General features: G+C 58.4%; 25 protein-coding genes. 11 read left to right on the forward strand and 14 right to left on the reverse strand.

All coding sequences use genetic code 11. The annotated features are described in order from the left end of the window. Positions 1-18 precede the first annotated feature (18 nt). Entirely contained in the window at positions 19-1,413 is a 1,395-nt protein-coding gene (locus tag ACNA0J_RS20310) for an amidase (RefSeq protein ID WP_415820678.1), read from the forward strand. A gap of 99 nt (positions 1,414-1,512) precedes the next feature. On the opposite strand, the gene ACNA0J_RS20315 is transcribed toward ACNA0J_RS20310, so the two are convergent. The 3 genes from ACNA0J_RS20315 to ACNA0J_RS20325 form a co-directional block, all read right to left on the reverse strand. Continuing rightward, the gene (locus tag ACNA0J_RS20315; protein ID WP_415820679.1) at positions 1,513-2,439 is read right to left on the reverse strand and encodes a 2-hydroxyacid dehydrogenase; all 927 of its coding nucleotides are present in this window, start codon (positions 2,437-2,439) and stop codon (positions 1,513-1,515) included. 67 nt (positions 2,440-2,506) lie between these two features. Then, on the reverse strand, positions 2,507-3,814 hold the full coding sequence (locus ACNA0J_RS20320) for an NAD(P)/FAD-dependent oxidoreductase (protein ID WP_415820680.1): 1,308 nt from the start codon (positions 3,812-3,814) through the stop codon (positions 2,507-2,509). A gap of 28 nt (positions 3,815-3,842) precedes the next feature. Further along, a complete protein-coding gene (locus tag ACNA0J_RS20325) occupies positions 3,843-4,472 on the reverse strand; it encodes a cupin domain-containing protein (protein ID WP_415820681.1) in 630 nt (209 codons plus the stop codon). 172 nt (positions 4,473-4,644) lie between these two features. On the opposite strand from ACNA0J_RS20325, the gene ACNA0J_RS20330 reads away from it, so the two are divergent. Genes ACNA0J_RS20330 through ACNA0J_RS20345 form a run of 4 tightly spaced genes read left to right on the forward strand, consistent with a single transcriptional unit; the run spans position 4,645 to position 9,852 of the window. Beyond that, positions 4,645-6,300, forward strand: coding sequence for an ABC transporter ATP-binding protein (locus tag ACNA0J_RS20330; protein WP_415820682.1), 1,656 nt, complete (start codon positions 4,645-4,647; stop codon positions 6,298-6,300). Next, positions 6,293-7,954 carry a peptide ABC transporter substrate-binding protein gene (locus tag ACNA0J_RS20335; RefSeq protein ID WP_415820683.1) on the forward strand — a complete coding sequence of 554 codons (1,662 nt, stop codon included), beginning with the start codon at positions 6,293-6,295 and terminating at the stop codon, positions 7,952-7,954. Before ACNA0J_RS20330 ends, ACNA0J_RS20335 begins: the two co-directional genes overlap by 8 nt. Before the next feature lie 45 nt (positions 7,955-7,999). Continuing rightward, complete coding sequence (locus ACNA0J_RS20340) at positions 8,000-8,950, forward strand: ABC transporter permease (protein WP_415820684.1); 951 nt, start codon at positions 8,000-8,002, stop codon at positions 8,948-8,950. A 23-nt stretch (positions 8,951-8,973) separates the two neighbouring features. Beyond that, positions 8,974-9,852, forward strand: a complete 879-nt coding sequence (locus ACNA0J_RS20345; RefSeq protein WP_415820685.1) for an ABC transporter permease — start codon at positions 8,974-8,976, stop codon at positions 9,850-9,852. Positions 9,853-9,858: 6 nt separating this feature from the next. Here the strand turns inward: ACNA0J_RS20345 and ACNA0J_RS20350 are convergent, their stop codons facing one another. From ACNA0J_RS20350 to ACNA0J_RS20385, 8 genes are all read right to left on the reverse strand, one after another. Next, the gene (locus ACNA0J_RS20350; protein WP_415820686.1) at positions 9,859-10,737 is read right to left on the reverse strand and encodes a DUF2242 domain-containing protein; all 879 of its coding nucleotides are present in this window, start codon (positions 10,735-10,737) and stop codon (positions 9,859-9,861) included. A gap of 133 nt (positions 10,738-10,870) precedes the next feature. Next, the gene (locus tag ACNA0J_RS20355; protein ID WP_415820688.1) at positions 10,871-11,824 is read right to left on the reverse strand and encodes a substrate-binding periplasmic protein; all 954 of its coding nucleotides are present in this window, start codon (positions 11,822-11,824) and stop codon (positions 10,871-10,873) included. A gap of 11 nt (positions 11,825-11,835) precedes the next feature. Beyond that, positions 11,836-12,624: an ABC transporter permease gene (locus ACNA0J_RS20360; RefSeq protein ID WP_415820690.1), complete on the reverse strand. Its 789-nt coding sequence runs from the start codon at positions 12,622-12,624 to the stop codon at positions 11,836-11,838. After that, a complete protein-coding gene (locus ACNA0J_RS20365; protein ID WP_415820691.1) occupies positions 12,621-13,493 on the reverse strand; it encodes an ABC transporter ATP-binding protein in 873 nt (290 codons plus the stop codon). The genes ACNA0J_RS20360 and ACNA0J_RS20365 overlap by 4 nt, the downstream gene beginning before the upstream one ends. Before the next feature lie 4 nt (positions 13,494-13,497). Beyond that, positions 13,498-14,508 carry an ABC transporter substrate-binding protein gene (locus tag ACNA0J_RS20370; protein ID WP_415820692.1) on the reverse strand — a complete coding sequence of 337 codons (1,011 nt, stop codon included), beginning with the start codon at positions 14,506-14,508 and terminating at the stop codon, positions 13,498-13,500. Between the two features lie 255 nt (positions 14,509-14,763). Then, a complete protein-coding gene (locus tag ACNA0J_RS20375) occupies positions 14,764-15,444 on the reverse strand; it encodes a S24 family peptidase (protein ID WP_415820693.1) in 681 nt (226 codons plus the stop codon). Positions 15,445-15,801: 357 nt separating this feature from the next. Next, a complete protein-coding gene (locus ACNA0J_RS20380; protein WP_415820694.1) occupies positions 15,802-17,022 on the reverse strand; it encodes an amidohydrolase in 1,221 nt (406 codons plus the stop codon). 140 nt (positions 17,023-17,162) lie between these two features. Then, the gene (locus ACNA0J_RS20385; protein ID WP_415820695.1) at positions 17,163-17,576 is read right to left on the reverse strand and encodes a Bug family tripartite tricarboxylate transporter substrate binding protein; all 414 of its coding nucleotides are present in this window, start codon (positions 17,574-17,576) and stop codon (positions 17,163-17,165) included. 99 nt (positions 17,577-17,675) lie between these two features. Here ACNA0J_RS20385 and ACNA0J_RS20390 point away from each other — a divergent pair, with 99 nt between their 5' ends. The 6 genes from ACNA0J_RS20390 (at position 17,676) to rarD (ending at position 22,333) form a co-directional block, all read left to right on the forward strand. Then, positions 17,676-18,665, forward strand: coding sequence for a LysR substrate-binding domain-containing protein (locus ACNA0J_RS20390; protein WP_415820696.1), 990 nt, complete (start codon positions 17,676-17,678; stop codon positions 18,663-18,665). A gap of 321 nt (positions 18,666-18,986) precedes the next feature. Continuing rightward, on the forward strand, positions 18,987-19,211 hold the full coding sequence (locus ACNA0J_RS20395; protein ID WP_415820697.1) for a hypothetical protein: 225 nt from the start codon (positions 18,987-18,989) through the stop codon (positions 19,209-19,211). 223 nt (positions 19,212-19,434) lie between these two features. Then, complete coding sequence (locus tag ACNA0J_RS20400) at positions 19,435-19,647, forward strand: hypothetical protein (RefSeq protein WP_094821683.1); 213 nt, start codon at positions 19,435-19,437, stop codon at positions 19,645-19,647. Positions 19,648-19,786: 139 nt separating this feature from the next. After that, positions 19,787-20,893: an AGE family epimerase/isomerase gene (locus tag ACNA0J_RS20405; RefSeq protein ID WP_415820698.1), complete on the forward strand. Its 1,107-nt coding sequence runs from the start codon at positions 19,787-19,789 to the stop codon at positions 20,891-20,893. 178 nt (positions 20,894-21,071) lie between these two features. Then, positions 21,072-21,287, forward strand: coding sequence for a hypothetical protein (locus ACNA0J_RS20410; RefSeq protein WP_415820699.1), 216 nt, complete (start codon positions 21,072-21,074; stop codon positions 21,285-21,287). Positions 21,288-21,397: 110 nt separating this feature from the next. After that, the gene (gene rarD, locus ACNA0J_RS20415; RefSeq protein ID WP_415820701.1) at positions 21,398-22,333 is read left to right on the forward strand and encodes an EamA family transporter RarD; all 936 of its coding nucleotides are present in this window, start codon (positions 21,398-21,400) and stop codon (positions 22,331-22,333) included. Between the two features lie 90 nt (positions 22,334-22,423). On the opposite strand, the gene ACNA0J_RS20420 is transcribed toward rarD, so the two are convergent. The 3 genes from ACNA0J_RS20420 to ACNA0J_RS20430 are packed head-to-tail and all read right to left on the reverse strand — an operon-like array spanning position 22,424 to position 25,689. Then, positions 22,424-24,277, reverse strand: coding sequence for an ABCB family ABC transporter ATP-binding protein/permease (locus ACNA0J_RS20420; protein ID WP_415820702.1), 1,854 nt, complete (start codon positions 24,275-24,277; stop codon positions 22,424-22,426). A gap of 39 nt (positions 24,278-24,316) precedes the next feature. Beyond that, complete coding sequence (locus ACNA0J_RS20425; RefSeq protein ID WP_415820703.1) at positions 24,317-24,520, reverse strand: hypothetical protein; 204 nt, start codon at positions 24,518-24,520, stop codon at positions 24,317-24,319. Beyond that, the gene (locus tag ACNA0J_RS20430; RefSeq protein WP_415820704.1) at positions 24,517-25,689 is read right to left on the reverse strand and encodes a PepSY-associated TM helix domain-containing protein; all 1,173 of its coding nucleotides are present in this window, start codon (positions 25,687-25,689) and stop codon (positions 24,517-24,519) included. The genes ACNA0J_RS20425 and ACNA0J_RS20430 overlap by 4 nt, the downstream gene beginning before the upstream one ends. Positions 25,690-25,696 lie beyond the last annotated feature (7 nt).

The following is a 25,696-nucleotide window of genomic DNA, read 5'->3' on the forward strand; positions in this document are numbered from 1 at the left end:
TCATTGGACGGTTTGGACATGGCAGCTCGACTTCAGTCGGGGGAGATTTCCTCCGGCGAATTGATGCGCTGCGCTGTGGAGTTGGCGCGTAGTCGCGGAAAGACACTCAATGCGCTGCGCTACGAGCAGTATGAAACCTCCATCGAGTTGGCCAACACCTGGCTGCAGAGGGGAGCGTTCGGCGGTATTCCCTTTTTGTTGAAGGATTCAGGGCTGCCGTCTACGCGGTTTCCATCCAGTGTGGGTTCGCGCCTGCTCAACGACACGACCTACGAATGCAATGGCACGCTCACGGATCGTTTCGAGCAGGCGGGCTTGATTGCGTTCGCCCGTACTACCGTACCGGAGTTCTGCATGGTGGCGACGACCGAGGCTGTGGTCAACGGTGGGCCCACCCTCAACCCCTGGGACCGAAGCCGCTCGGCGGGTGGCTCCAGTGGCGGTGCGGCGGCTGCAGTGGCCGCACGTATCGTCCCGGTGGCTCATGGTAGTGATGGCGGCGGTTCGATCCGTATTCCGGCTGCGTGCTGCGGCGTTTACGGTTTAAAAGCATCCCGCGGTCGCGTACCGATGGGTCCTTTGCGTGGCGAGGGATGGGGAGGCATGGCAACCGACGGCGTGCTTAGTGTGACCGTGCGGGACACTGCCGCCGCCATGGATGCCATCTCCGGCTACGAGCCTGGCGCGCCGTACGCGGCGCCTCCCAAGACAGGGGCCTATCTGGATGTGGTGGCAGAGTCGGCCATCAAGCCGCTGCGGATCGCCGTATGGCGTTCGGCCTGGAACGATATCGCGATTTCGTCAGAGCCATTGCATGCGGTGCAGCACAGCGCTGACTTACTGCGCAGCCTGGGGCATACCGTCATCGATTCGGCGCCACCGGCCATCGATTATGACGCCTTTGTATTGGCGCATGCATGCATCCTGGCCAGCAATATTGTGCTTGCGGTGGACACGCGCCTGGCATTGACGGGCAAAGCGTTGCAAAGCGACGATCTGGAGCCCATCATGCTCTCAGGCTACGAACAGGGCAAGCGCTTGATGGCGAAAGAATACATCGCCAGCGTGAACCGTTTGCACGCCATCGGCCGCGCGATGGAAGCCTACATGAGTGACTTTGACCTGATTCTGACGCCGGCACTGACCGAGTTGCCTGTGAAACTCGGAGAGCTGTCCACGCAACGCGGCGAGTTTCTCGATCTGCGTAAAAGGGTCTCGAGGTATGCGACCTTTATGGCGGCATTCAATGCGTCAGGCCAACCTGCCGCCAGCCTGCCGTTGTTTGCCACGGCAGAGGGCGTGCCCGTTGCTACGCAACTAGTGGGACGCTTCGGGCGCGAAGACATGATACTGAGCGTCTCGGCTCAACTCGAACGGGCAGCGCCCTGGCGGCAGCGTAAACCGGCGTTTTAGTTCGTTTGTCATGCCATGAAGTCATAGCGACGCGGAGCCTCAGCATCATGCAGGCTCATCATTTGACCCGCGCCGCCAGCTTTTCTCCTCGTCAGTGCGTCAATATCCCCGTAAAGGATCGACGAGCCCATGAGGATTTTCACCCGCCAGTATCCGTTGCATATTAACGATCGTCGCTGCGGCCGCGCTGTCGGCGCGCGTGTGTGCGGCAATATGTGGCGTCAGCACGACCTTCGCGTGAGACCACAGCGGATGATCAGCGGGCAGCGGCTCGGGTTCGGTCACGTCGACAAACGCGGCCTCCAATTGTCCGCTATCCAGCGCAGCCAATAGTGCATCCTGGTCCATGTGTTTGCCACGACCCACTTGAACGAGCGAGGCTCCGCGAGGTAATTGCGCAAAGAGTTCGCTGTTCAAAATGTGGGTGGTCTCGTCGGTGAGTGGCAGCAGGCAGATGAGGATATCGGTGGCGGCCAGCATGGTCTGCAATCCATCGGGACCATGATATGCGCGGATGCCTTCGAGGGTTTTTGGGCTGCGGCTCCAGCCGGCGAGTTGGAATCCGAACGGTTTGAGCGCCTCGAGCGATGCGCGTCCAAGCTCACCCAGGCCTAGTACCGACACACGGCGTTGATCTGCCCAGGCGAAATCGAGATTTATCCATTCATGGCGCCGCTGTTGCTCCAGATAAGTCGGCAGGCGGCGATGCAGCGCCAGGACGCTCATCACGACATAGTCTCGCATCAGACTGGTCAGGCCACTCTCTATCATGCGCACCAGTTTTGCCCCAGGCGGGATCGGCGTCTGGGCGACCTGATCGATACCCGCACCCACAGAAAAAATCACTTCGAGATTCGGGTAACGGTCAGCCAGATCGCCTGGAAAGGTCCAGGTCATCAGATATCGCACCGCATGTGGGTCGACCTGCGTCGCGTCGCTGTAGAAGGGGACGCTGGGTAAATCACGGGCGAAAGCACGCCGAAATACGTCGACGCGTTCGGGATAGGACAGCATGAGAAAGGCCATCAGACATCCTTGTGAAATCAAAGCCGCCGAGCACGTGCCAGGCTGGAGTCGCGCAGACAGAACGTATTCAGCGCTCGGCGCGAGCCAGCGCGAGGCGATCCTGCAGCCGATAGACCTGGATGAGTGCAGGCATAAAGTAGGGTTTACCGGCGTAGAGGGGAATGGCAGGGATAGGCCGGAAATCGAAAGCCGATTTCCGTTGATCGTCCGCCAATAGCTTGTGCGCCGCACGGCTGCCTATCCATGGAGCCCACACGACGCCCGAGCCACAAAAGCCCGTGGCGTAGGTCAGTCCATTGTGTTCAAAGATTCGAGGCAGCATGTCGCGGTGCATGGCGACGTTGCCAAACCAGCTGTGGCTGAGTTTCACATCCGCGAGCTCGGGGAAAAGATTGATCAATCCGTCGCGCAACTGCACTGTTGATGCCGTTGGATCTCCGCTTTGCGATGCATCGCGACCGCCCAGCAGGATGTGTTTTCCGTCGGGCGAGGGACGATAGTAATAGCCAAGCACCTTGCCTTCGCCGCACATCATTCTGCGTGGCATCAACTGCGCCATCAGTTCGGAGGGCAGTTCCTCGGTAGCGATAATACGGCTGCGTACGGGGACCAGGCGCCGCCGCAGCCACGGATCGGCGCCATCGGTATAGCCATTGGTGCAGATCAGCACCTGACGTCCAATGATGGTGCCCGCCGACGTCTCGACCCGAAAGCCCGCGCCATTATTCGTGATGGATTTGACTGCCGTGTCGGAATGCACGCTAACGCCGGCCGCCAGTGTCACGCGCAGAATCTCTGCATGGTATTTGCCGGGATGCAGCCCGCCTATATCCATGCGGACCGAACCACCTCGATAGTAGTCGGTGCCCACATACTGGCGCTGTTCGGCATACGGAATGGCATAGGACTCGATTCCCAGCGTTTTCTGCAGCTTTTCGGCACTGCGGGCCATCGTCTCGTATTGCGCCTTGCCTATGGCGCCGTAAAAGCGGCCGGTCAAACTGAAGTCGCAATTCAGATTTTCAGTGCGAATAAAGTCGTAGATGAATTCGCGCGCAGCCTTGCCCTCGGCCTCGATAGCCATGGCGCGTGCCTCGCCATATTTCCGTACCAGTTCGGCATAGCTCAATCGGATGTTGCCGCTGGTGATACCGCCATTACGCGACGATGCGCCTTCGCCGGGATTCATCTTGTCCAGCACCACGACGCGACGGCCCGCACGCGCCAGCGTCAACCCCGCCGTCAACCCGGCGTAGCCCGCACCCACGATCACGACATCGGCTTGTTTGGCCAACGGTTGTGTCGGCAGCGGTCGGACCGGCGCGGCCTCCCACCAATAGGGAGTGCTCTTGTCGGCGAGGGGAGGCTGTTGCATGGAGAATCTCCTTGTGCAGGATAGGGGGCTAGAGGAAACGATCGAACTGGACTGCTCCGATGATCCACAGAATCTCAGTCGGAGCATCGCTGGTATTGCGCAGGGAGTGCGGCCGGTTGCTGTCAAAGACGAAGCTATCGCCGCTCTCCAACTCAGAGGCTTCATCATCGACGGTAAGAACCACCTTGCCTGACAGGACGAGGCCGCCTTTCTCTGCCGGATAGCTCAGGGCATGGCCGCCTGATTTCCCGCCAGGCTCAAGCCGCAGGATCATGATCTGCAGGTTTTGCCGGTCAGGCGGCGTGAGGAGTTCTTTGTGCAGCATGCCCAGATCGATGACTGGCCGCTGTGCACGGCGACGCACAAAAGAGGGCTCTCCTGTCTTGAGCGCTTCGTTTCTCGTTTCGCCAAACAATTCCTGCATGCTGATGTTCAGCGCTCGGCGCAGCGAGGTCAGCAGCCGCATTGAAGGGTTGGCGACACCGCGTTCGACCTGGCTGATCATTCCCATGGAAACTCCCGACGCCTGAGCGAGGCTCTCGAGCGACATTCCCTTTTGCTTGCGCAGTTTTCGCAGATTGGTGCCGACATGAAATTCAACGGCATCCGCATGATGGGCGGTCGCACGCTGATCGGCGTTTTTCCCGGATGCCGGCATCGAAATCCCCTATTGACAGGAAATGAGCGTCTAGCAAGATAATGAAGATATCTGCCAGATTTTCAATATATCCTAAATTTTTGCTCGCACGCCATCACTATCATTACAGGTAGGGGGATTTGTGGCTTCGATACCGGCAAGCAGTACAGCAGCCTCTGAGTCGACACTTGCAGTGCGCAATCTGACCGTCAGTCTGCCGGCTGGCATGGAGCGTGCCCACGCCGTCGACGGCATTTCATTCGATCTACTGAAAGGGCAGATCCTCTGCATCATCGGGGAATCGGGCTCGGGTAAATCGGTGACAGCCAATGCCATCATGGGCTTGCTGCCCAGAGTGATTCGTGTCACTGAGGGTTCGATCCGGTTGGGAGATACCGAGATCATCGGTGCCGCATCCGAGCGTTTACGCGACTTGCGTGGCCGTGTGGTTTCCATGATCTTTCAGGATCCGCTGTCGGCATTGAATCCCTTGATGACGGTAGGCGAGCAAATTACCGAAGCGTTGATGGCGCACGGTGTGGGCACCGCAGATAGTCGGAAGGAGCGCGCCCTCAAGCTGTTGACCGAGGTTGGTTTGCCGGACCCAGCGTTGATGTATCACCAGTATCCGTTCCGCTTGTCCGGCGGACAACGGCAACGGGTGATGATCGCGATCGCGCTGGCACTGGAGCCCACCATCCTGATCGCGGACGAGCCGACGACCGCACTCGACGTGACCACGCAGGCGCAGATCCTGGACCTGATCCGAGATATCCAGCGTCGCAAAGGGATGAGTGTGATGTTCATCACCCATGACTTCGGCGTGGTCGCGGAGATCGCCGATAGCGTGGTGGTGATGGAAAAGGGAAAGATCGTCGAGCAAGGGCCTGCCGACCGGGTACTGAGGACTCCGGAGCATCCCTATACGCAGCGTCTGATCGCAGCCGTCCCGCATTTGACCGGTACCGACCGCGTGCTGTCGCGAACGACCGAAACGCCGATTCTGAAAGTCGAAAATCTGGTCAAGACCTATCGCAGCGGCAGCCGCCTGCTGCGCAGTGAGCGCATCGTCAAGGCCGTCGACGATGTCTCTTTTGAACTGAAACCCGGTCGCACGCTTGGCGTCGTGGGAGAAAGCGGTTCGGGGAAAACGTCGCTTGGACGGCTGCTGATCAAGCTGATGGACAGCGATAGCGGCCGGATCTTCTTTGAGAGCACCGATATCGCCCCGATGAGCGAGGACAAATTCCGTGCGATGCGTCCAAAGATCCAGATGATTTTTCAGGATCCCTTCGCGTCGCTGAATCCGCGCTCGACCATTGCACACATCCTGACCGTCGGGCCGGTCGCGTATGGCATGCCCGTCGCGCAGGCCCGCGAACAAGCGAAAGCGCTGTTGTCGCACGTAGGCCTGGATGCGGGGGCTTTCGAGCGCTATCCGCATGAGTTTTCTGGTGGGCAGCGTCAGCGTATCGGCATCGCTCGAGCGTTGATGTTCAAGCCCAAGCTGCTGGTGGCCGATGAGTCGGTTTCAGCACTCGATGTGTCGATTCAGGCGCAAATCCTGATGTTGCTCGATCAAGTGCAACGCGAGACGGGCGTATCGATGGTTTTCATCACCCATGATTTGCGCGTCGCCAGTCAGATTTGCGACGAGATTGTTGTGATGCAGAGAGGCAAGATCGTCGAGATGGGACCACCCTCGCAGATCTTTCTCAATCCCCAATCTGCCTATACCCGCGAGTTGGTGGCTGCCATCCCGGGCCAGGAGCCGGGCCAGCGGGAGCCGTCAACTGAAGACTTCAGCGCTAACCATGCCGTATTCCCACGGAGGATCTCCCATGACTGACACAACCACCTCGATGAGCCGCCGTTCCGCATTGAAACTGATGGGGCTTGCCGGTGCGACGGGTTTGTTTGCAACGAATCTGCTGGGCAAGCCTGCTTTTGCCCAGACGCCGCCCGCCGCGCCAACAGGGCGAGTCATCGTGGGCCTGTCGCAAGAGCCAACGGTGTTCAATCCGTTGATGTTGAAGATCGAAGTCGATGATGGTCTGCATTTTTCGGTGTTCGATGCGCTGTTTCGCACTATGCCGGATGGTTCGATTGTGCCCAACCTCGCAACAGAGGTACCGACCCAGGAAAACGGTGGGCTGTCTGCTGATGGTCTGCAATGGCGCGTGAAGCTGCGCGACGATGTGAAGTGGCATGACGGCACGCCCATGACGGCCGAGGATGTGAAGTTCACGCTCGAGCTGATCGTCGATCCGAAGTTCCGCAGTTGGCGCACCGCCGGGCACAATCTCGTTCAGGACATTACCGTCGTTTCTCCGACCGAATTGACCTGGAAGATGAAAGAGCCTTTCGCTCCGTATATGTCGTTCCTGACGGAGACGTTTATCGTTCCCAAGCATGTGCTGGAGAAAGAGGCCGACAAGAACACCGCGGCGTTCAACCAAGCCCCGATCGGCACCGGCGCGTTCAAATGGGGCCGCCGCGTCGCGGGCGATCATGTCGAGTTGGTCGCTAATGCCAACTACCACGGCGAAGGGCCCTACATCGAACAACTGGTATTCAAATACATTCCCGATCTGACAGTGCTGTATACGCAGTTCAAGAGTGGCGATATTGATCTGGTGGGACGTCAATACATCACGCCCGACAACTACGCAGAGGCCAAGACGCTGAAGAACCGGGTCGTTGAATTGCAACCGGCGCCCACCGTTGAGCAGATCTATCTGAATCTGGAACGTCCGGTATTCAAGGAGCTCGCCGTTCGCCAGGCGATCTATGCCGCCATCGACAAACAAGCGATCATCGACGCGCTGTACTATGGCTTGCCCGAGCCCGTCGAGTCTTATATGCCGCGCGGCTCGGTCTACTACAACCATGATCTGCCCAAACACGAATTCAGTCTCGATAAGGCACGCAAGCTGCTCGATGATGCGGGTTGGGTAAAAGGCTCGGATGGCATCCGTGCCAAGAACGGCGTACGGCTCGCCTTCAGTTGCTCCACCACCTCGGGCAATCACCTGCGCGAACAACTGCAGCAGTTCGTCCAGCAGACCATGAAGGAAATCGGCATCGAGATGAAAATCTCGAATCTGCCGGCGGCTGTGATCTGGGGCGATTTCTGGACGCTGTCGCAATACGACTCCGTCGTGGTGGGAATCAATTATCTAGTGGGTTCCGATCCCGATGTATTCAACCGGTTCCATACGGGTGCGATTCGCGCCAAGGGCGGGCGCGGCTCCAATACGGCGCAATACAGTAATCCGCGCGTAGACAAATTGCTGGAAGAAGGCGCGCGCACCTTTGACCAGAAGCGCCGCATCGAGATCTACCAGGAAATCCAGGCGCAAGTGCGTGCCGATCTGCCTTTTCTACCGCTCTTTTCCGAAAACGTGGTCCGAGGACGGAAATCCGACATCCAGGGTACGGCCAGCAATAGCAATACGCGTACCGAATCCTGGCATGCGGCCGCGTGGTTTCGCGGGGCGTGATGAGACCCCGGTGGTGACTCGTTTGTAATCCGTCGTGAGGGATGAATGGCCGGATTTCTGCTTAATCGTTTGTGGCAAAGCATCATTTTGCTGTTGATCGTGTCGATCATCGGCTTTGGGGTGCTGAATATGATTCCCGGTGGCCCGCTGTCGCAATTCGCGCTGGATGCGAGTATGACGCAGGCGGATATCGATCGCCTGACGCGCCAGTTGGGCCTGGATCAGCCTTTGCCGCTGCGGTATCTCGATTGGGCCTGGCAGATGCTGCAGGGCGACTGGGGGCGGTCTTATCGCGACGGCACCCCGGTCCTGCAAGTCATTGGGCGACATCTGCCCGCGACGCTGCTGCTGATGGGAACGTCGACCGCCATTTCCATTGCCATTGGCACATGGATTGGCATCCGCGGGGCGACGCACCGCTATTCGGGTTTTGACTATGTCGCGACCATTGGCGCCATGGTGGCATTGTCTATCCCGACCTTTTGGTTTGGCTTGGTCGGGATCTACCTTTTCTCGCTGAAACTCGGATGGGTGCCCGCGGGCAATATGTACACCATCGGAGATCAGTCGTGGTTGAATTACCTGCATCACCTGGTGTTGCCGAGCCTCGTGCTGTCCCTGGTGCATGTCGCCACCTGGAGCCGCTACATGCGATCGGCCACGCTGGACGTGATCAATCAGGATTTCATTAAAACCGCTCGGGCCAAGGGCGTGCCGGAGCGCCGCGTTCTGATGAAGCATGTGGTGGGCAATGCCTTGCTTCCCATGATCACATTGGCGGGGATGCAATTGCCCACGATTCTGGGAGGCGCGTTGGTGACTGAGACGGTGTTTACCTGGCCCGGTATGGGGCGCTTGTTTCTCGATAGTCTCGGTTATAGCGATTATCCGGTCATCATGGGGCTGCTGATGCTATCCGCCTTTTTGACGCTGCTCGGAAACCTCATTGCCGACATTATTGTGGCGACGGTTGATCCGCGTATCCGGCTTAGCTGAACCCCTCCGCTCAGGACCTTGTCATGACTACTATCGCAGTCCTCTCAGACCGTACCCATTGGTGGCAGAGCCGCGCCGTGCGCAGGTTCGTTCGTCACCGGCTGGCGTTGGTGGGCATGGTGATGATCACGGTGTTGGTCTTGGCCTGCATCGTGGGGCCTTTGCTGTTGCCGTATGACTCGCTCTATGTCGATCTGCGCGCGCGTTTCGCACCGCCTTTTTCGGGGCTGCATTTTCTGGGCACCGACCCCTTGGGGCGCGACCAGACGGCCCGTTTGTTGGAGGCAGGACGAATCTCGCTGCTGGTGGGATTTTCTGCGATGGTGCTGTCTACGATTATCGGCACCGCGGTGGGCGTGATCGCAGGCTATCGTGGCGGCCGGGTAGGGGCCGCGTTGATGCGGATGGTCGATGCTTTCTTGGCATTTCCCTCGATCTTTCTCGTGCTGGCGCTCGCCGCGTTGTTAAAGCCCAGCCCGACCATGATCACGGTGATCATCGCAATCACCAGTTGGATGGAAGTTGCACGCATTGTCGAAGCCGAAGTGCGTTCGCTGCGTGAGCGGGAATTCGTGCAGGCAGGGCGGATGCTGGGGTTGAGCGGTACGCACATCATGTTTCGCGAGATCCTGCCCAATGTCGTGGGGCCGATTATTGTGGCCGCGACGCTCACCGTAGCGCGTGCGATCCTGCTTGAAGCCTATGTCAGTTTTCTCGGCTACGGGATCCAACCGCCATTGCCCAGTTGGGGCAACATGCTGAACGGCGCGCAACAATATCTGGCGAGTGCGCCTTGGCTGGCCATCGTGCCGGGTCTAATGATCACGATGGCTGTCACCAGCTTCAACTTCATTGGCGACGGATTGCGCGACGCCTTGGACGTGCGCAACGATCACATGTGAGTGTGGTCAATTGTCACTGCTATTGCCCGACGCCGGAGCCGTCGAAGAGTCCGTGGGTGCAGGCTGCGCAGACGGGCTGCTGGTTGCACCGGATTGAGCCGGTTGGACGGTATTGGTATCGGCAGGTGTTGTAGCCGATGGCGATGATGTGGGCGACGTCGAGACCGCCGGTTTTGCCGGCTGTGCGGGAGTGGGGGCGTTCGTTTGCGCTGGGGCTGTTTGGGGTGGGGTAACCCGTAGACCCGGTTTCTCTACCTGCTGTTTCGCAGCTGCACCAGCCGCTTTCGGATTCTGTCCTGGCGTCGTACCTGAATCGATTGCAGCTTTTGCTGACGTCAGATTCTGTTCCAATTGTTGAAAGAATCCTTCATAGAACACGCCACGCGAGATGGTTTCGCTGGAGGTCTTCACCAGCGAATCGTCGCTGGCGCCCAGCGGCATGGACACCGAACCCAGCACGCTCAGGCCTACGCTGGCCGAATTGCTGGACCGCTTCATCGTATACAGCTCACGCAGCGCGTTGGCGTACACCGTGGCCTCGCCCGAGCCGCTCGCCGTGCAATTGACGTTGAACAGAATCTGTCCGTGTTGATTGTCGTTTTCCTGATCCTGGTAGTTTTTGTGCCCACTGACTTGATTGGGTTCAGCCTTGTCGATGATGTAGCCCTGGCCTAGCAGCGCACGCCGTCCGGCTTCGCAGGCAGCTTGGCTGGAAGTGCCTGCAAAGCTATGGGAATAGGTGTTTTCCTGCGTAAAAGAGTCGCGCTCGTCGATGGTCGGGGTGGGGGCGCAGGCCGCCAGCAACACGACAGAGGCCAGCAAGCCCGCCCGCCCAGCGAGTAACGAATATCGGGTGGAAATGGGACGCAGAGGCGGTAAACGCATAGAGGTAAGAGCCTAGATAGTGATAAGAATCCATTATTTCCGATCACTGGACCCGCGCCTACGTCTAAACGTGTACATGTCGCTATATTTGTTACTGGTTGCGGTAGAAGTCTGCGCGCAGGGGAACGGCTCATCAACCGTGGCAAACCAGTCCGTCACGCAGTGTCGCGACTTCGAAATTCACTTCCCCGGCTCGCAGTTCGCGGGCTTTTTGTTGTTCGCCGCTGGCCAGCCAACGGCGAACAACCTTGTCCAGATAATGCGCTGATGCGGCATCAGGGCGGGACAAGAGGATCTGCGGTTCGGATCCGGTCTGCACCGCAACGGGCAGCGGCTTGTAAAAGCGCCAATCGTCGCGCTCCATCAGGCGCTTGAGCACCGCATCGTCCTCGGCCAGGATCTCGCATTCGCCGCTCATGAATGCATAGGCTGCGTGAACGCTGGAAGCATAGGCAACGGGTTTCGCACGATATACGTTGACGAGGTCATGGGCGTATGGGCTGCCTTGCTGCAGGCACACACGGTGTCCGGCGGGCTGGTCCAACGTAGCGGCGCGCAGGCTGACCAGCATCGCGTGCCCGCTGGCATATGCAGTAGCTACCGATTGATTGGCAGAGTGCGCCGGTTCGTCACCTGCGATGGGAATACCGTAGCGCGAGCCGCCGATGATGAGATCAGCTTGTACGGCGGCGGGATTGCCTGGCGCATCAGGCGATTCGTCCGGTGTGGGCAGGCCGATGATTGTGACTGGTACTCCCAGCGTACGGCCGATGTACTGTGCCAAGGCCGCGTCGTAGTTATCGGGTTCGGCAGGGGTAGCGGAGCCAGGTGGCGCAGGCCGGCGATAGGCTCGTACCGCAACGACGAGAGCGCCACGTTGTGCCGCCTGCTGCAGGACAGGTCCCCGGGGCAGGGTGGCCCAATCGGGCGCAGGTGTTGCGGCCTCCATCCATAGGCGAGCCCGGGAGAGCAGGCTTTCCGCAATTGAAGGCGACGGTGCCAGCGAGGCGAGTCCCAGTAATATGGCTGCGCCTGCCACAGCCACAACAGCGATGCCTACGCGCCGCTCGCGAGAGCCGAAAGCCATGGCAAGTCCTTTTAATGCTGCGGCGACAACGTCTGCCGCCAACGCAAGCTCCAGCGCTCGACCAGCGAAAGCACGTAGTTCAGCACCAGGCCCAGCAAAGCCAGCAGCAGAATGCCCGCGTACATCGAAGGGATCTGGAAAACTTCCTGCGAATTCAGTGTGAGAAAGCCCAGCCCCGATCTTGCGCCGATCATCTCGGCGGCTACCAGCGCTGTGATGCAATAGGTGCCCGCCAGCCTGACACCGGTGAAAATCGACGGCGCCGCTGCCGGCAGAATCACCTTGCGAAATACAAATGTGCTGGATGCACCCATGGACCGAGCGGAGTTGATCAGCAGTGGATCCACCTGCCTGACGCCGCCAATAGTGTTGAGCAAGACCGGCCAGAATGATGCCCAGAAAATAATGGCGACCTTCGAGACTTCGCCGATGCCGAAAAACAGAATGAACACCGGGAACAGTGCCAATGCCGAGGTCTGGCGAAAGAGCTGAAGGATAGGGTCCAATACGCGTTCGAGGCGCGGCAGGCGCCCCATCAGCAGGCCCAGCAACACACCTGATGCGACAGCCAGGAGCAGTCCCCAAAGCGAACGCTGCAGGCTGGCCCATATGTGCTTGAACAATTGATCGTCAGCGAATAGCTGGGCGATGGCTGCGACCACTTGAGATGGCGGGCTGAGATAGGCTTCGCTTACCAACCCCAGACGAGGCAGGGCTTCCCACAGCACGAGAAACCCGACGATGCCTGTCAGGCCCAGCGTATGGTCCCGCAGGCGGCTGCGCGCGTTGCTGCGGCTCATGACACCGCTCCCGCAGTTTCCGCCTGAACGCCGCGTTCGGCGGGGCTGGCAGTGGCACCCAATGGGCGTGGCGTGGTGGCGGGATTGAGAAACTGCACTTCGTCCTTGAGGATATCCCAGGCGCGTTGGCGTAAATGTACGAAGGCCTCTGTATTACGTAACTCGGGATTGCGTGGGCGAGGCAAGGGCACATCAATGATTTCCTTGATGGTGCCAGGGCGTTTGGTCATCACTGCAATGCGGTCCGATAGAAAGATCGCCTCGTCCAGGCTGTGGGTGATGAACACGATCGTCTTCTTGTACTTTTCCCATATGTTCAGCAACTCGTATTGCAGGATTTCACGAGTCTGCGCGTCCAGCGCGGCAAAGGGCTCGTCCATGAGCAGCACATCGGGCTTATAAGCCAGCGATCGAGCAATGGCGACGCGTTGCTTCATGCCCCCGGAGATCTCATGCGGGTAGCGGCTGCCAAAGCCATCCAGGCCTACCAACTGCAGGTATTGCTGCGCGATGTCGCGCCGCTCTGCCTTTGGCAAACCGCGTATCTCCAGGCCAACCTCGATATTGCCCAGGACCGTCAACCAGGGGAAAAGCGCATAGCCTTGGAACACGACGCCTTGGTTCGGATTGATGCCTTTCAGTTCCTGGCCGTTGATGGCGATGCTGCCGCCGCTGCGCCCGGTGAGCCCGGCCAGGATACTGAGAAAGGTAGACTTGCCGCAGCCCGATGGGCCGAGGATCGAGATGAACTCGCCTTCACGAATGTCCAGATTGAAATCGCGCAGTACGCTGATGACAGCGGGTTTGCCGTCTTCACCCCGTATTGCATAGTCTTTGGAGACGCCGCGGGCGGCGATCTTCTGCGTCATGGCGTCAGGCTGCTTTGGCATAAGGGTTGAATTCGTTGGTATAGATGTCTTTGGTCGATACCTTGCCCTTGGCCAGCTTGCCTTCGCGTTCGAGCACGTCGATGTAGTATTGGATGGGCGGCTCGGTGATCACCAGATCTTCGACATAGGCATAGCGGTCAACAAATTCCAATTGCAGGTTGATGCGTTTGGAGACGAGCTTGCGCGCTTCTTCGGGATTGGCGTTGACCCAATTCGCCGCTTTGGCGATGGCCGTCACCACATCACGCACGGCTTCGGGATGTTCACGGATGAACTTGCCGTGAGCGCTGTAGGGGGCCATCCCGCCCAGCCCTTTATCGAGATCGTAGTCGCTCCACAGACGCGTCAATTCTGGCGCATGATCCGCGCGGCCCGAGAATGGGGCATGAATGATTGCCAGATCCGTGTTGCCCGAGACCAATGTCTGTTCGGCCTTGTCATCAGGGATGACGACGAAACTGACCTTGTTGACGTCCACGCCCTGTTGGCGCAACCAGGTTTTCGTCACGAATTCAGCGCAGGCGCCATAGCTGTTAAAGCCAATGGTCTTGCCCTCGAGGTCTTTGGGTTTGCTGATGCCGCTGTCCTTGCGCACGAAATACTTCATGTGCGGGGCTTCCTCCAGCGTCTTGCCTCCTGCCGCGACGACTTTGATATCGCCGCCGGCGGCGACCGCTGAAATCACCAGCGGAACCATGCGGGAACCGAAGTCGATTTCGCCGATACTTGTGAGCGGGATAATTTGTGGCGATGACACTCGGCCGATGTAATTCGGTCGCGTATTGGTGCCTTCGAAATAGCCCAGGTCTTCGGCCAGATAGATCAGGTCGAAAGTGGGGTTCAACGGGTATTTGAACGTGACCTTGTCACCCGCGGCGCGGACGATCGCAGGCGCGCCCAGCAAGCCCACGCCAGTGCCTGCCAGGGCAAGCGAACCAAGTTTTACGAGAGCATTGCGGCGCGCTCTGGATACGGCCGGGGCAGGATGATTCATGTCGATTTCCGATTTTGGATAGAGCCGCAACAAACACATTGCTGCGTGCAGACAGCAAAAGTGTAGTGGCTGCTTTCACGGATCCAAATATTGATTTCGGATATCGAAATGCGGCTAGATGCTTAACTCGCCGTGGTACGAATCAGACTAGTCCTGCCGCCTTGTGAGCGGGTTTCGATCTTGCGTGACTCGTTAGACAGATGTATGAACGCAATGAGAGTGGCGACCACGCGAGTGCATCGAACAACCGATGGCCTACAAACCGAACCCGCACCAAAACACCTTGCCGACGATACGGTCGTCGGGTTCGATCTGGATATCGGGGTAGTCGTCTGCCTGGTTGGCGTTGTGGGACCTGGCGTACCAGACGCCTTTTTGTTTGACCAATTGTTTGACGTACAGCTGGCCGTTGAGCCACAGTACGTACACTTTTTTGGATATAGGGTCGGTCTTTTTTTGATTTGCCAGAACGACGGCGCCGTCGACAATGTGCAGGTCCGTCATGGACGCGCCATCGACGTGAAAGGCGAGGGTGTCTTCAGGGCTGGCGTCGTTTTTCGCCAGCCAGTCGCGCCGGAACATCAGCGTTTTGGCGATATCGTCTGAAAAAACGAGTTTTCCTTTGCCGGCCGACGCCTTGGCGTCTACGAACCGGATCGGTGTGTGATCGTCGGCAACAGAAGGGGGAGGGTCTATATTTTTGGGTTTTGTGCCATCAAACAGCCATTTTGCATTCACGCGCATGAGAGGTGCGATCTTCATGCAGGTGTCCATGTCCGCACCGTTGGATCCGTCAAACCAGAACGTAGCAGCCGCAGAGGTCATGCCGGCTGCCTTCCACAAATCGGTTTTTGTCAGACGCGGTGCTTCCTCCGCTTTGCGGCGGTGGTTTTCCTCATTGAAGGCAGCTTGAATGCGGTCTTTGAACAGCAACATCTTAGTAGGCTAAACAAATTAAATCTTAGTTGGCTGTGATTTGGTTGCTTATATATTATTAGTCAACTAAAATTTAAACATGAATGAACAAAAGACTGATGGTGACTTAATTGACGCGCTGGGCGGTACCAGTGAAGTTGCGCGTCTGTGCGATCTGACAACGGGAGCCGTGTCTCAATGGCGGACAAACGGAATCCCCCGGGCATGGAAAAAATTCCTTAGGTTGGCAAAGCCTCGTATCTTCAAGGCCTGGGAGCGGGCTCAGTAGGACTCGTGCCAGGCTGATTGGAGGGCCTCCTTCTGTGGGATTAGTCCGATTTGATTGGCGCGATCGCGAGCGCGACGAAGACGCCTGCATCAAGGCATTATCTGCCCATTGTGAGCCACTACACGCCCGGCTTTGATCACCCAGCCGCGCGGCGGAAATCCTGTCACGGCGGCTTGCAGATTCTCTGCCGGCACGGAAAAGAAATCGGCACGATTGCCCACGGCAATGCCGTAGTCATTGATGCCTAACGCTTGCGCGGCAGCGCTGGTGACGAGTTCAAAAGCATGGCCGATCTGCTCGTCGTACCGGTAATCAGCCCGCCAGCCAATGAGGGCTGCGCGCTCGAGAACATCACCCGTCCCGTACGGTGTCCAGGTGTCACGAATGCCATCGTTGCCGGCAAAGACGATTACGCCCTGATTGCGCAACAACGCGAGCGGCGGCAAGGGCCATTTGGCTGCGCCATGGGTGGCCAACATGACGCCGGCATCGGCCATCATCTCGGCGGCCGCCAGCGCGCTGCTTTCCGGTATGGTTCCCAGGCAAAAGCCGTGGCTGACCGTGACATGGTGGCGCATTCCCAGCGCCTTTGCTCGACGGCAGATTTCTTGCAGGCTGAACAGACCCAGCTCACCGGTCTCGTGCAGATGAATATCGATGCCGACGCTGTGCCGTTGCGCGATGTCAAAAATGCCATTCAGTTGACCTGCCGGGTCCCGATCAATACTGCAGGGGTCCATGCCGCCTACGAGATCTGCGCCGGCCCGGATGGCCTGATCCAGTAGATCGAGCGTGCCAGGGTCACGGATGACACCGCTTTGCGGAAAGGCGACGAGCTGGATGTCGATACGATGAGCGTGGTCTTCGCGGGCTTGCAGCACGCCATGCAATCTATCTAAACGGCAATCGGTGTCGATATCGACATGGCTGCGCAGGAAACCCGATCCATGCGTCACGCAACGCTGGATCAAGTTGCCGGCCCGTTCGCGTGTCGAGACAGGCAGATTAGGCAGGATTTTCTTGTCATAGTCGATACGGCTGGTTCTGTCGGCGCCCGCGGCATGAGGCAGCCAGGGCAGTCCCAGCATTGTTTTGTCCAGATGAACGTGACCATCGATCAGTGCAGGCAGCAGCAGCGCTTGTTGCAGATCGAGCGCTTGATCGTTGGACGCGTCGCGAGGCAAGCCGGCCATGGGCACGATGGCCGTGATGGTGCCTTGATCCATGGTCAGGCGGACAATACGCCCATCCATGAGCCGTGCATTATCGATGTGAGTGTATGGGTTTGGCGTAGCGTGTTCTGTTGTCATCGAGCGGTCCGGGGAAATGTCGCTGTAGGGGTCTAGGCGAGGTGCGGGGCAGTCAACGAGGGTCAGTCGAAGGTCAAACCGCGTTGCGCGATGATGCCGCGATTGCGCTCCAGGCTCTCAGAGATCATGGCGGACAGGGCTTAGAATACCCCCGGGATGGCCACCAAGGGAGATATTGGCGCCAGGCCTTTGAGCGGGTCGACCTTGGCGGCCTTGTTCATCAGTGGGTTGGTGGTCAGCGTGCTGGCAGTACCGATTGCGATGGTGTGTCCGTCCGGTTTAGCCGCGGCGACAGCATTCATGCCAATAGCGCCACCTGCGCCTGCCTTGTTTTCAACAATGACGGGCGTACCCAGGTTCTGTGCCAGGGGCTCGGCAATGACACGTGCAATGATGTCGGCGGACCCGCCCGCCGACGAGGGCACGATGATCGTGATGGGCTGGCTGGGAAAGGATTGCGCTACGCTAATTGCCGGTGAACTGAGCACCGGCATCATCAGCAGAGCCAATGCGCTGCGGCGAGTCAGGGATGGAAGGGCGTTACGACGGCTCATGTATGATGTCCCGCAGGTCAGAGTGCTAGTTGCGGTGCATTATGCGCAGGTGCCGTCAGGCCAGATAGTCCAATTTTTCGATACCTATAAAGCTCTTCTATGTCTGGCAGCACCGACACCGCTCATGCGCTGTACAACCGGTTATTAGGGCGTGTGCGCCTGCGGCATCTGCAGTTGTTTGTGGCGATTTCCGAGTTGGGTAGTATCCAGGCTGCGGCAGAGAGCATGGACCTGACCCAGCCATCGGCCACCCATGCAATTCGCGAGATCGAAAGCCTGTTGGGCGTGGAGCTGTTTGAGCGTCATAGCCGGGGCGTGCGCCCCAATGCGTACGGATTGCTGGTGATCGAGTTTGCGCGATCCAGTCTGATGGGATTACGGCGTTCGACTGAGACGGTGGTCGCATTGCGCGAAAACGGGGCCGCTGTCGTGCGGTTGGGCGCAATCGAGGCTGCGGCCCGGTTTCTGTGTTCGATCTTGCCGGATTTCAGCCGCCGTCATCCCGCAGTGCAACTGTTGGTCAACGAGGACTATAGCCACAACCTGTTGCCGCAATTGGTGTCGGGACAACTGGATCTGGTTTTGGGCCGGTATACCGATGATTGTCCGGCTAATTTGGAATGCATCCCTTTGTTGGATGATCGGGCGGTCGTGGTCGCGAACCCCTTGCATGTATTGACTCGGCAGCCTGCTGTCAGTGTGGACGCGTTATCGGAATATGCCTGGATCGTCGCGCCGCAAGGGACGCAGACACGCAGCGTGTTCGACTTGCTGTGCCAACAGCCCTATGGGCCGCGCGCGGCACCGATTTGCACGACGTCCATGCCGCTAGTGGCTGAGTTATTAAAAGATCAACGCCATGTCGCGCTGTTGCCGCAGACACTGGCAGACAAATTGATTGAGTGGAATCTGGTGCAGGTTTTGAATGTCGATTTGAGTTCGATCGCGTCCAGCCGGATTACGAGTATCGCGTTATTTCGCAACCCGTCGCTGAAGTCCCGGGCGAGCAGCGATTTGCATGCGGCGTTGATGGACGCTGCGGGGACCTATCCCACAGGCAAAAGTAGGGCCGTAGCGTCAACCCAATGAAGAGCGCCCCAGCTCGAGATGAGTCTGGGGCGCTCCTACCAAGTCTCGTACGCATTGGGTATCAGAACACTTGGTGAATTCAATGTAGCGCTGCGATTTTGCGGATGCAAGCACTAAATTGTTTCCAGCGCGGGAAATTTTTTGTTGCCGGGCCGCCCCAAAACAAAAACGCCCCCTTGGGGGGCAGCAAGCCGAAGGCGCAGCGTGGGGGCCTTTTTTGGCGTAAAGGCAACAACGCATTGTGGCCGAGCACTGGCTCGGCACAGCGGGCGGCATGCTATCGTAGCCCCCGGTTTTGCAATATCTCTTCGGACACCCGTTATGCCCCGTATCAACGTTCAACAAGGCGAATTAGCCCAATGGTTACAATTCATCTCGGATGGTGAGGCGGCGGGGGTATCTCGAGATCAGATTCCGTCACATGTCGCCGAGGGGCTGCTGATTCTGCTCTGCATAAAAGAAACCGATCAGGGCCAACTGGTGCTGACCGACAAAGGGCGTCTGGCGCTGCGCATGGAGTCTCCGGGCGCAATTCATCTCGGATAGTGCCCGTGTGCACTTTGCAATGCTTTGCATTTTCCGGCTGCAGGACTAGGGAATATCCCAGGGGATTTGGTCACGTTTGCGACATGGTTTGAGTATCGCAGCCGACAACTAGTGGGTAAGATGAACTTGCGTGACAAAGACGTGTCCAACTTGCATCTGCATTGGATCCCGCTCTTTGTTGCGCGTGGATTCACGCGTTTGGATAACCGACTGGGAGGAAGCCATGCAGCATCAAGACCAGGAAGTGCTGATCGACGTATCCACAGCAGCCATGGATACCGGCGGGTACGGCGTACTGCTGACGGTAACGGCTGAGGGAGGCACCGAAGTCGATGCCGCCTTTTCCTATCTGGGTGTTTGTTCTTCATTGCATGAGGCGCGTGACCGCGCAGAGATCTTTGCCCAGAACTGGGTCGAAGAAAACATCGTTCGCTAACTTGGGATAGGTGAAAACTTGATGCAGGTCGCGCGCGCCGCATGAGGTCGGAACGACGCCGGTTCTGGTGGTAGCATGATTCGGGTTATCGTCGTTACTTCGTCATTTTCGGCGCGCGCTGATTGCGCGCCATGTTCCGATGGCTATTTCTGTCCCTACTGACCTCGCACGCACCATTCGGGCGCTGCAGCAGCATTTCAATGATGTGATTTTGCCCTTGTGGGCAGGACGCGGTTTTAACGAACGCATGGACCTGCCTTACGAGGCATTGGCCGGCGATACTGGATTGCCGTTGCCCGTGCAGCGCTATCGGGCGATGGCGTGCGCGCGTCAGTTGTACGTCTATGCATGTGCCCCGGGTGCTGCGTATGCGCATCATGCGGATCGTTTATTTGATGCGCTGCTGCGGCATTTTCGCGATGACGTGCATGGCGGATGGCGCTATAGCATCGATGCCGACGGACTGCCGTTGGACGATGCCCAGGATTTGTATACGCACGCGTTTGTGGTGTTTGCATGCGCCGCGTATTTCGAACGCTCACGCCGAGCCGAGGCCAGACAAGCGATGCTGCAAACGGCGCAACAGATCGAAGCGCGGTTTCGACGCGAGGATGGCCGCTATCACGCGTCGATGTCGGCCGATTGGCAACAAGCTTTAGCGGGCCCGGCACAAAATCCCGTGATGCATTTGACCGAAGCCTATCTGGCAGCTTCGCGCGTGGCGGAGCCTGCCTGGTTTGCACAGACGTTGCGCAATGTGGCGCAAAGTGTGGCGGATACTTTTTTGCATGCGCCGACGTTGTGTATTACTGAAGCACCGGCCGGAAAAAACGACAATCATATCGAGCCCGGACATCAGTTTGAATGGTTTGTTTTGCTCAATAGTGCGCCGGCCGTGTTTGCCGATCTGGAACTGCCTCTGGCGCTGCCACGCGGTTGCACCTGGGCACGAGAGCAAGGGGTAGCAGTCAGGACTGCTGGTGTGTGCGCCGCGTTGTACGAGGATGGCCGGATCAAGGATCCGACGGAACGCATCTGGGCGCAGGCCGAGTATGCGCGCTATCTGGCGGCGTCAGGGGAATGGGTCGAGTTGACGCGGCAGTTGCAGCAGTTCCAGAGCCGCTTTCTGCATCCGGGGGGCTGGCGCGAATGCCTGGACGGCAGCGGCGGGCTCGCACGCGCGGATATGCCCTCGTCAACGCCTTATCATTTGGCCACCTGTTACGCGGCATTGCCTACAGCTTGAGGGGCAACGGATTGGTGCGCGTTTTGGGGGCGGCTGTCGATGGGAACATTAGAACAATGAGGGTTTTTTGCCGCAAAAACGGTCGCTAGGCCAGGATCTCTTGATCCCAGTCACGAATGAGGCGTCAACAATTGGTGTAATCGCTTACAATTTGCCAATTATCGTTCAGAGATTGGTCATGAGCATCATGTGTCCAGCGTGCCAGGCAATCATGCCAGGTGTACCGGGAACAGAGCCCCACGGTGAGTTGGGGCATCAGGGCTTTATTTACTCTACCCAAAGAGGGCGGGAGGGCAGTCGCGAGGATCGTTTCCGCTGCCTGGCTTGCGAGGCCAAGTGGCTGCGCGAGACTGACAAATGGGGCACTGACCTGGGATTCAAGCTGGCGCCCTGACGGGCACCAATTATCAGCCGATATGCAATAAATTATTGAGCCTTTGAGGGGCACATCGCATTCACGCGTTTTACCCTTGGGTTGATTGAGCAAAGGCCGTTGGCGGATTAATGAGTACGGGTAATACGGGTGCGGGCAGTACCGTGAACACCTCGATCGGGGTGGGGTTCAACGTTCTGGCGTCGGTGTTGTTTGCCATCATGTATGGCTACACCAGCTTGCTCGCGGAACTGGGCGGCGAGGAAATCTATGGATGGCGCATCTTGTTGACCGCGCCATGCCTGACGTTGATGGTGTTGCTCACGGGCCGCTGGCACGAAGTGCGTGCCATTTTGCATCGTGTCCGGCACGAGAAATGGTTTTGGGGGAAACGCCTGTTGTCGTCCATTTTGCTAGGGGCGCAGCTGTGGCTGTTCATGTGGGCCCCGATCAATGGTTATGGGCTGGACGTATCTCTGGGCTATTTTTTGTTGCCATTGGCGATGGTAGTCGTGGGGCGTGTGGCATTTGGCGATCGGCTCAGCGGGTTTCAGCTGGCGGCGTGTCTGCTGGCGCTGGCCGGGATCGTGAACCAGGTGGTGATCGCCCGCGCAATCTCGTGGCCGGTATTGGCAGTGTGTCTGGGATATCCCTGGTATTTTTGGCTGCGCCGAGTCACGAACACCAATACCCTGGGCGGTCTGTGGTTCGACATGAATTTGAGTTTGCCCATCAGCCTCTTTTTCATTTTTCAGGGCGGCGAAGTACTGGGTACATTGGATAGTTCGTCCCATTTGTTATGGCTGGTGCTGGGATTGGGGGTCATCAGCGCCTCGGCATTGGGATGCCAGGCATTATCGGCGCCACGGTTGAACCTGACATTATTTGGACTACTCATCTATGTCGAGCCCGTACTGCTGGTAGTCGTATCGGTTTTGTTGGGCGAGACCATCGCCGCTGCACAATGGCCCACCTATATCGCGATCTGGCTGGCAGTCCTGGTACTAATGGCCGAAGGCGGACGCTCCTTATACCGCTCCAGGCAAACCCCACTCCGACGCAAATAGACAAATCCCAACCTCCCTCCATCCAGCTCCGCCGTTAATCGACATCATGAGTCTAGGACGCNTGAAGAACCCCAATCCGCCGATATCGTCCTACCCCCGGGACGACGACAAATCAACATCTCCCGGAGCATCCTCTCCCCCGTTATTCCCTTGACCCTGCTGCCGCCGCCACATCGCCGCATACACCCCATCGCGCATGAGCAGCGCAGTATGATGCCCTTGCTCCACAATCCGCCCATCGCTCAGCACAATGATCTCGTCCGCGTCCGCGATAGTAGACAGCCGATGCGCAATGATCAACGTAGTACGCCCCTGGCTGACCTCACGTAAGTTGGCCTGTATTTCCCGCTCGGTATGCGTATCCAATGCACTGGTCGCCTCGTCAAAGAGAAAGATCGAGGGATTTTTCAGCAAGGTGCGCGCGATCGCGACACGTTGTTTCTCACCGCCGGATAATTTCAAGCCGCGTTCGCCAACCAGCGTTTGATAACCGTCCGGCATGGCCATGATCAGTTCGTGAATGTGCGCCAGACGGCCTGCGGCATGAACGTCCGCTTCGGTCGCATTGGGACGGCCATAAGCAATGTTGTAGTGAATCGTGTCGTTAAACAGCACGGTATCTTGGGGCACGACGCCAATCGCCGCGCGCACGCTGTTCTGTGTGACTTCTCTGATGTCTTGCCCATCAATCAGAATGGCACCGGATTGCGCATCGTAAAAGCGGAATAGCAGCCGGGCCAATGTCGATTTTCCCGCTCCGGACGAGCCCACCACTGCCAGCGTACGGCCTGCGGGAATCGTAAAGCTGACGCCTTTCAAAATCGGGCGGCGCGGATCGTAGCCAAAGGCGACGTCGCGAAACTCGATACTGGCGCCGGACAGCTGCAATGTGCCAGCGTTGGGGGGATCGCTGATCTCGCGCTGCTGATCCAAGAGCTCGAACATGCGTTCCATGTCGATAAGCGACTGTTTGATTTCGCGATAGACGAAGCCAAAGAAATTCAGCGGACCATACAGCTGCAGCAAATAGGTATTGACCAATACGAAGTCGCCCAGCGTGTAGCGGCCGTCGGCAATGCCGCGTGCCGCCATCCACATGACAATGGTCAGTCCCACGGAAATGATGGCCGCCTGGCCGACATTCAGAATAGACAGGCTGACTTGGCTGCGCACGGCAGCGCGCTCGTAGCGTGTCAGCGATGCATCGTAGCGGCGAGCCTCGTGTTCCTCATTGCCGAAATATTTGACGGTTTCATAGTTCAGCAGGCTTTCGACAGATTTGGTGTTGGCCTCTGAATCCGTTTCGTTCATCAAGCGGCGGAACTTGGTGCGCCATTCGGTCACGGCCAAGGTATAGGCCAGGTACAGCACGATCGTCACGATAGTTGCTGTCGCGAGCCAGATATCAAAGAGTTTCCAGAGCACCCCGCAGACCAGCGCAATCTCGAAAAAAGTGGGCAGGATATTGAATAGCGTGAAAGACAGCAGGGTCTGGATGCCCTTGGTGCCTCGCTCGATGACCCGTGTCAGTCCCCCCGTCTGCCGCGACAGATGAAAGCGCAGCGAGAGAGCATGGAGATGGCGGAAGATCTGTAACCCCACGGCGCGGATCGCATGCTGGCCGACTCGGGCAAAGACGGCATCGCGTAATTCGGAGAACAGCAGGGAAAGTACGCGAGCGGCGCCATAGGCCAGAATGAGGCCCACCGGAACGACGACAGCGGCGCCTGCCGTGTTTTTACTGAGTTCATCGATAGCCGATGCATAGAGCATCGGCACATAGACGATGGCGAGTTTGGCCGCCAGCAGGCAGAGCATGGCGACGACCACGCGCACTTTGAGCCCCGGCCGGTCTTTGGGCCACAAATAAGGCAGCAAGGTGCGCAGCGTGGTCAGGCCGCCGCGAGTCGGAGAAGCGAGGGAACCGGGTTTCACAGTGGCCATGGTGGACGTAGCAGGCGGCCTGAACAGGCCACGCCGATCTCAACGCCGGGCAGTCGAGTCCGCTGGTTTCGCCGGGAAGCACCAGTACTTGACGATGACCACTAGCAGAACCGCCAGCGAGATCCAGGAGGCCCAGTGCCACAGGCCGGTACCCAGCAGGGCTGCCAGCAGTCCGAAGATGCTGAGCACGCCCAGCACGATGGGCGCACCCCATACGAATAAAAAGCGGCTGCGTGAACTCATGCGGGGGTTTGTTGCGGTTTGAGTTGTTGATGACGCCGAACGAGCTCTGCGATGCGAGCGTTGTTTGCCTTGCGGCGAGCGATCCAGAGGTACAGGCCGCTGCCCAACACCACGATGGTGATCAGGTCGAGCAGGGTCCACAGGATTTTCAACGGCATGCCGCCATAGTCGCCAAAGTGCAGGGGACGAGAGACTTCGAGGGCCGTCAGGTACCAAGGCATGCGCGCCACGGCGCTGAGCTCGCCGCTGACACCGTCCACCAGCACGGGCGTATTCAGTTTCGAGGTCAGGGGGGTGTCGCCCTTTAGCCAGACCACATAATGATGCGGGCTGCCGTAGGCGTTGCCGGGATAGGCGATGAACGAGACTTCGCGTCCTGGCAGGGCTTTGATCGCGGTATCGGAGGCGTTTTGCACCGAGGCCAGATCCTTGGGCACACTGCGGCCCTGATAGGGCGCCAGAATGCGCGGCAGTTCGGAGGCTTGCCACATACGGAACATGGGCGTGGACAGTTCGTTGATCACGCCCGTCACGCCGACGACAAAGGCCCAGACGAGCGTGACGATGCCCAGCAGATTATGCAGATCCAGCCATTTCAGGCGAGTCGAGCGCGCGGCACGCACGGTGCCAAACTCGATTTTTTTCATGAAGGGGCCGTAGAGGACAACGCCTGATACGATAGCGACCACGAAAAGCAGGCCCATGAATCCCAGGAACAATTCGCCGGGCAGTCCAGCGAATAGATCTACGTGCAGCGCCAGCATGATCCCCATGAACGAGAAACGATCCTCGGAATAGGGCGGTGCATCGTGCAGGACTTCGGCGGTACGCAGATCGACGCGCACGGCGTGGCCTTTTTCTACCGCAGTGCCTAGCTCGGGGGCAAAGCCTACGTAAGCCTGCGGCTCGTGATCGTCCAGGTAGACGTAGTCGACATACTCGTCGGGATACAAGGCCTTGGCCGAGGCGACGATTTTGTCCAGGCTGGCGGGCGGCGTGCCCTCGGGCAGCGTCGCGACGGGCTTGCCTTCGTCGAACAGGTCCTCGATTTCGTGATGAAAAATCAGCGGTAACCCGGTCAGGCAGATGACCAGCAGGAATACAGTACAGACAAGGCTGGTCCATTTGTGGACCAGATACCAGGTTTTGATCGTGGTGGCGGCAGTCATGGTCGTT

Source organism: Bordetella tumbae, from assembly GCF_965139195.1.
Lineage (GTDB): Bacteria > Pseudomonadota > Gammaproteobacteria > Burkholderiales > Burkholderiaceae_B > Bordetella_A > Bordetella_A tumbae.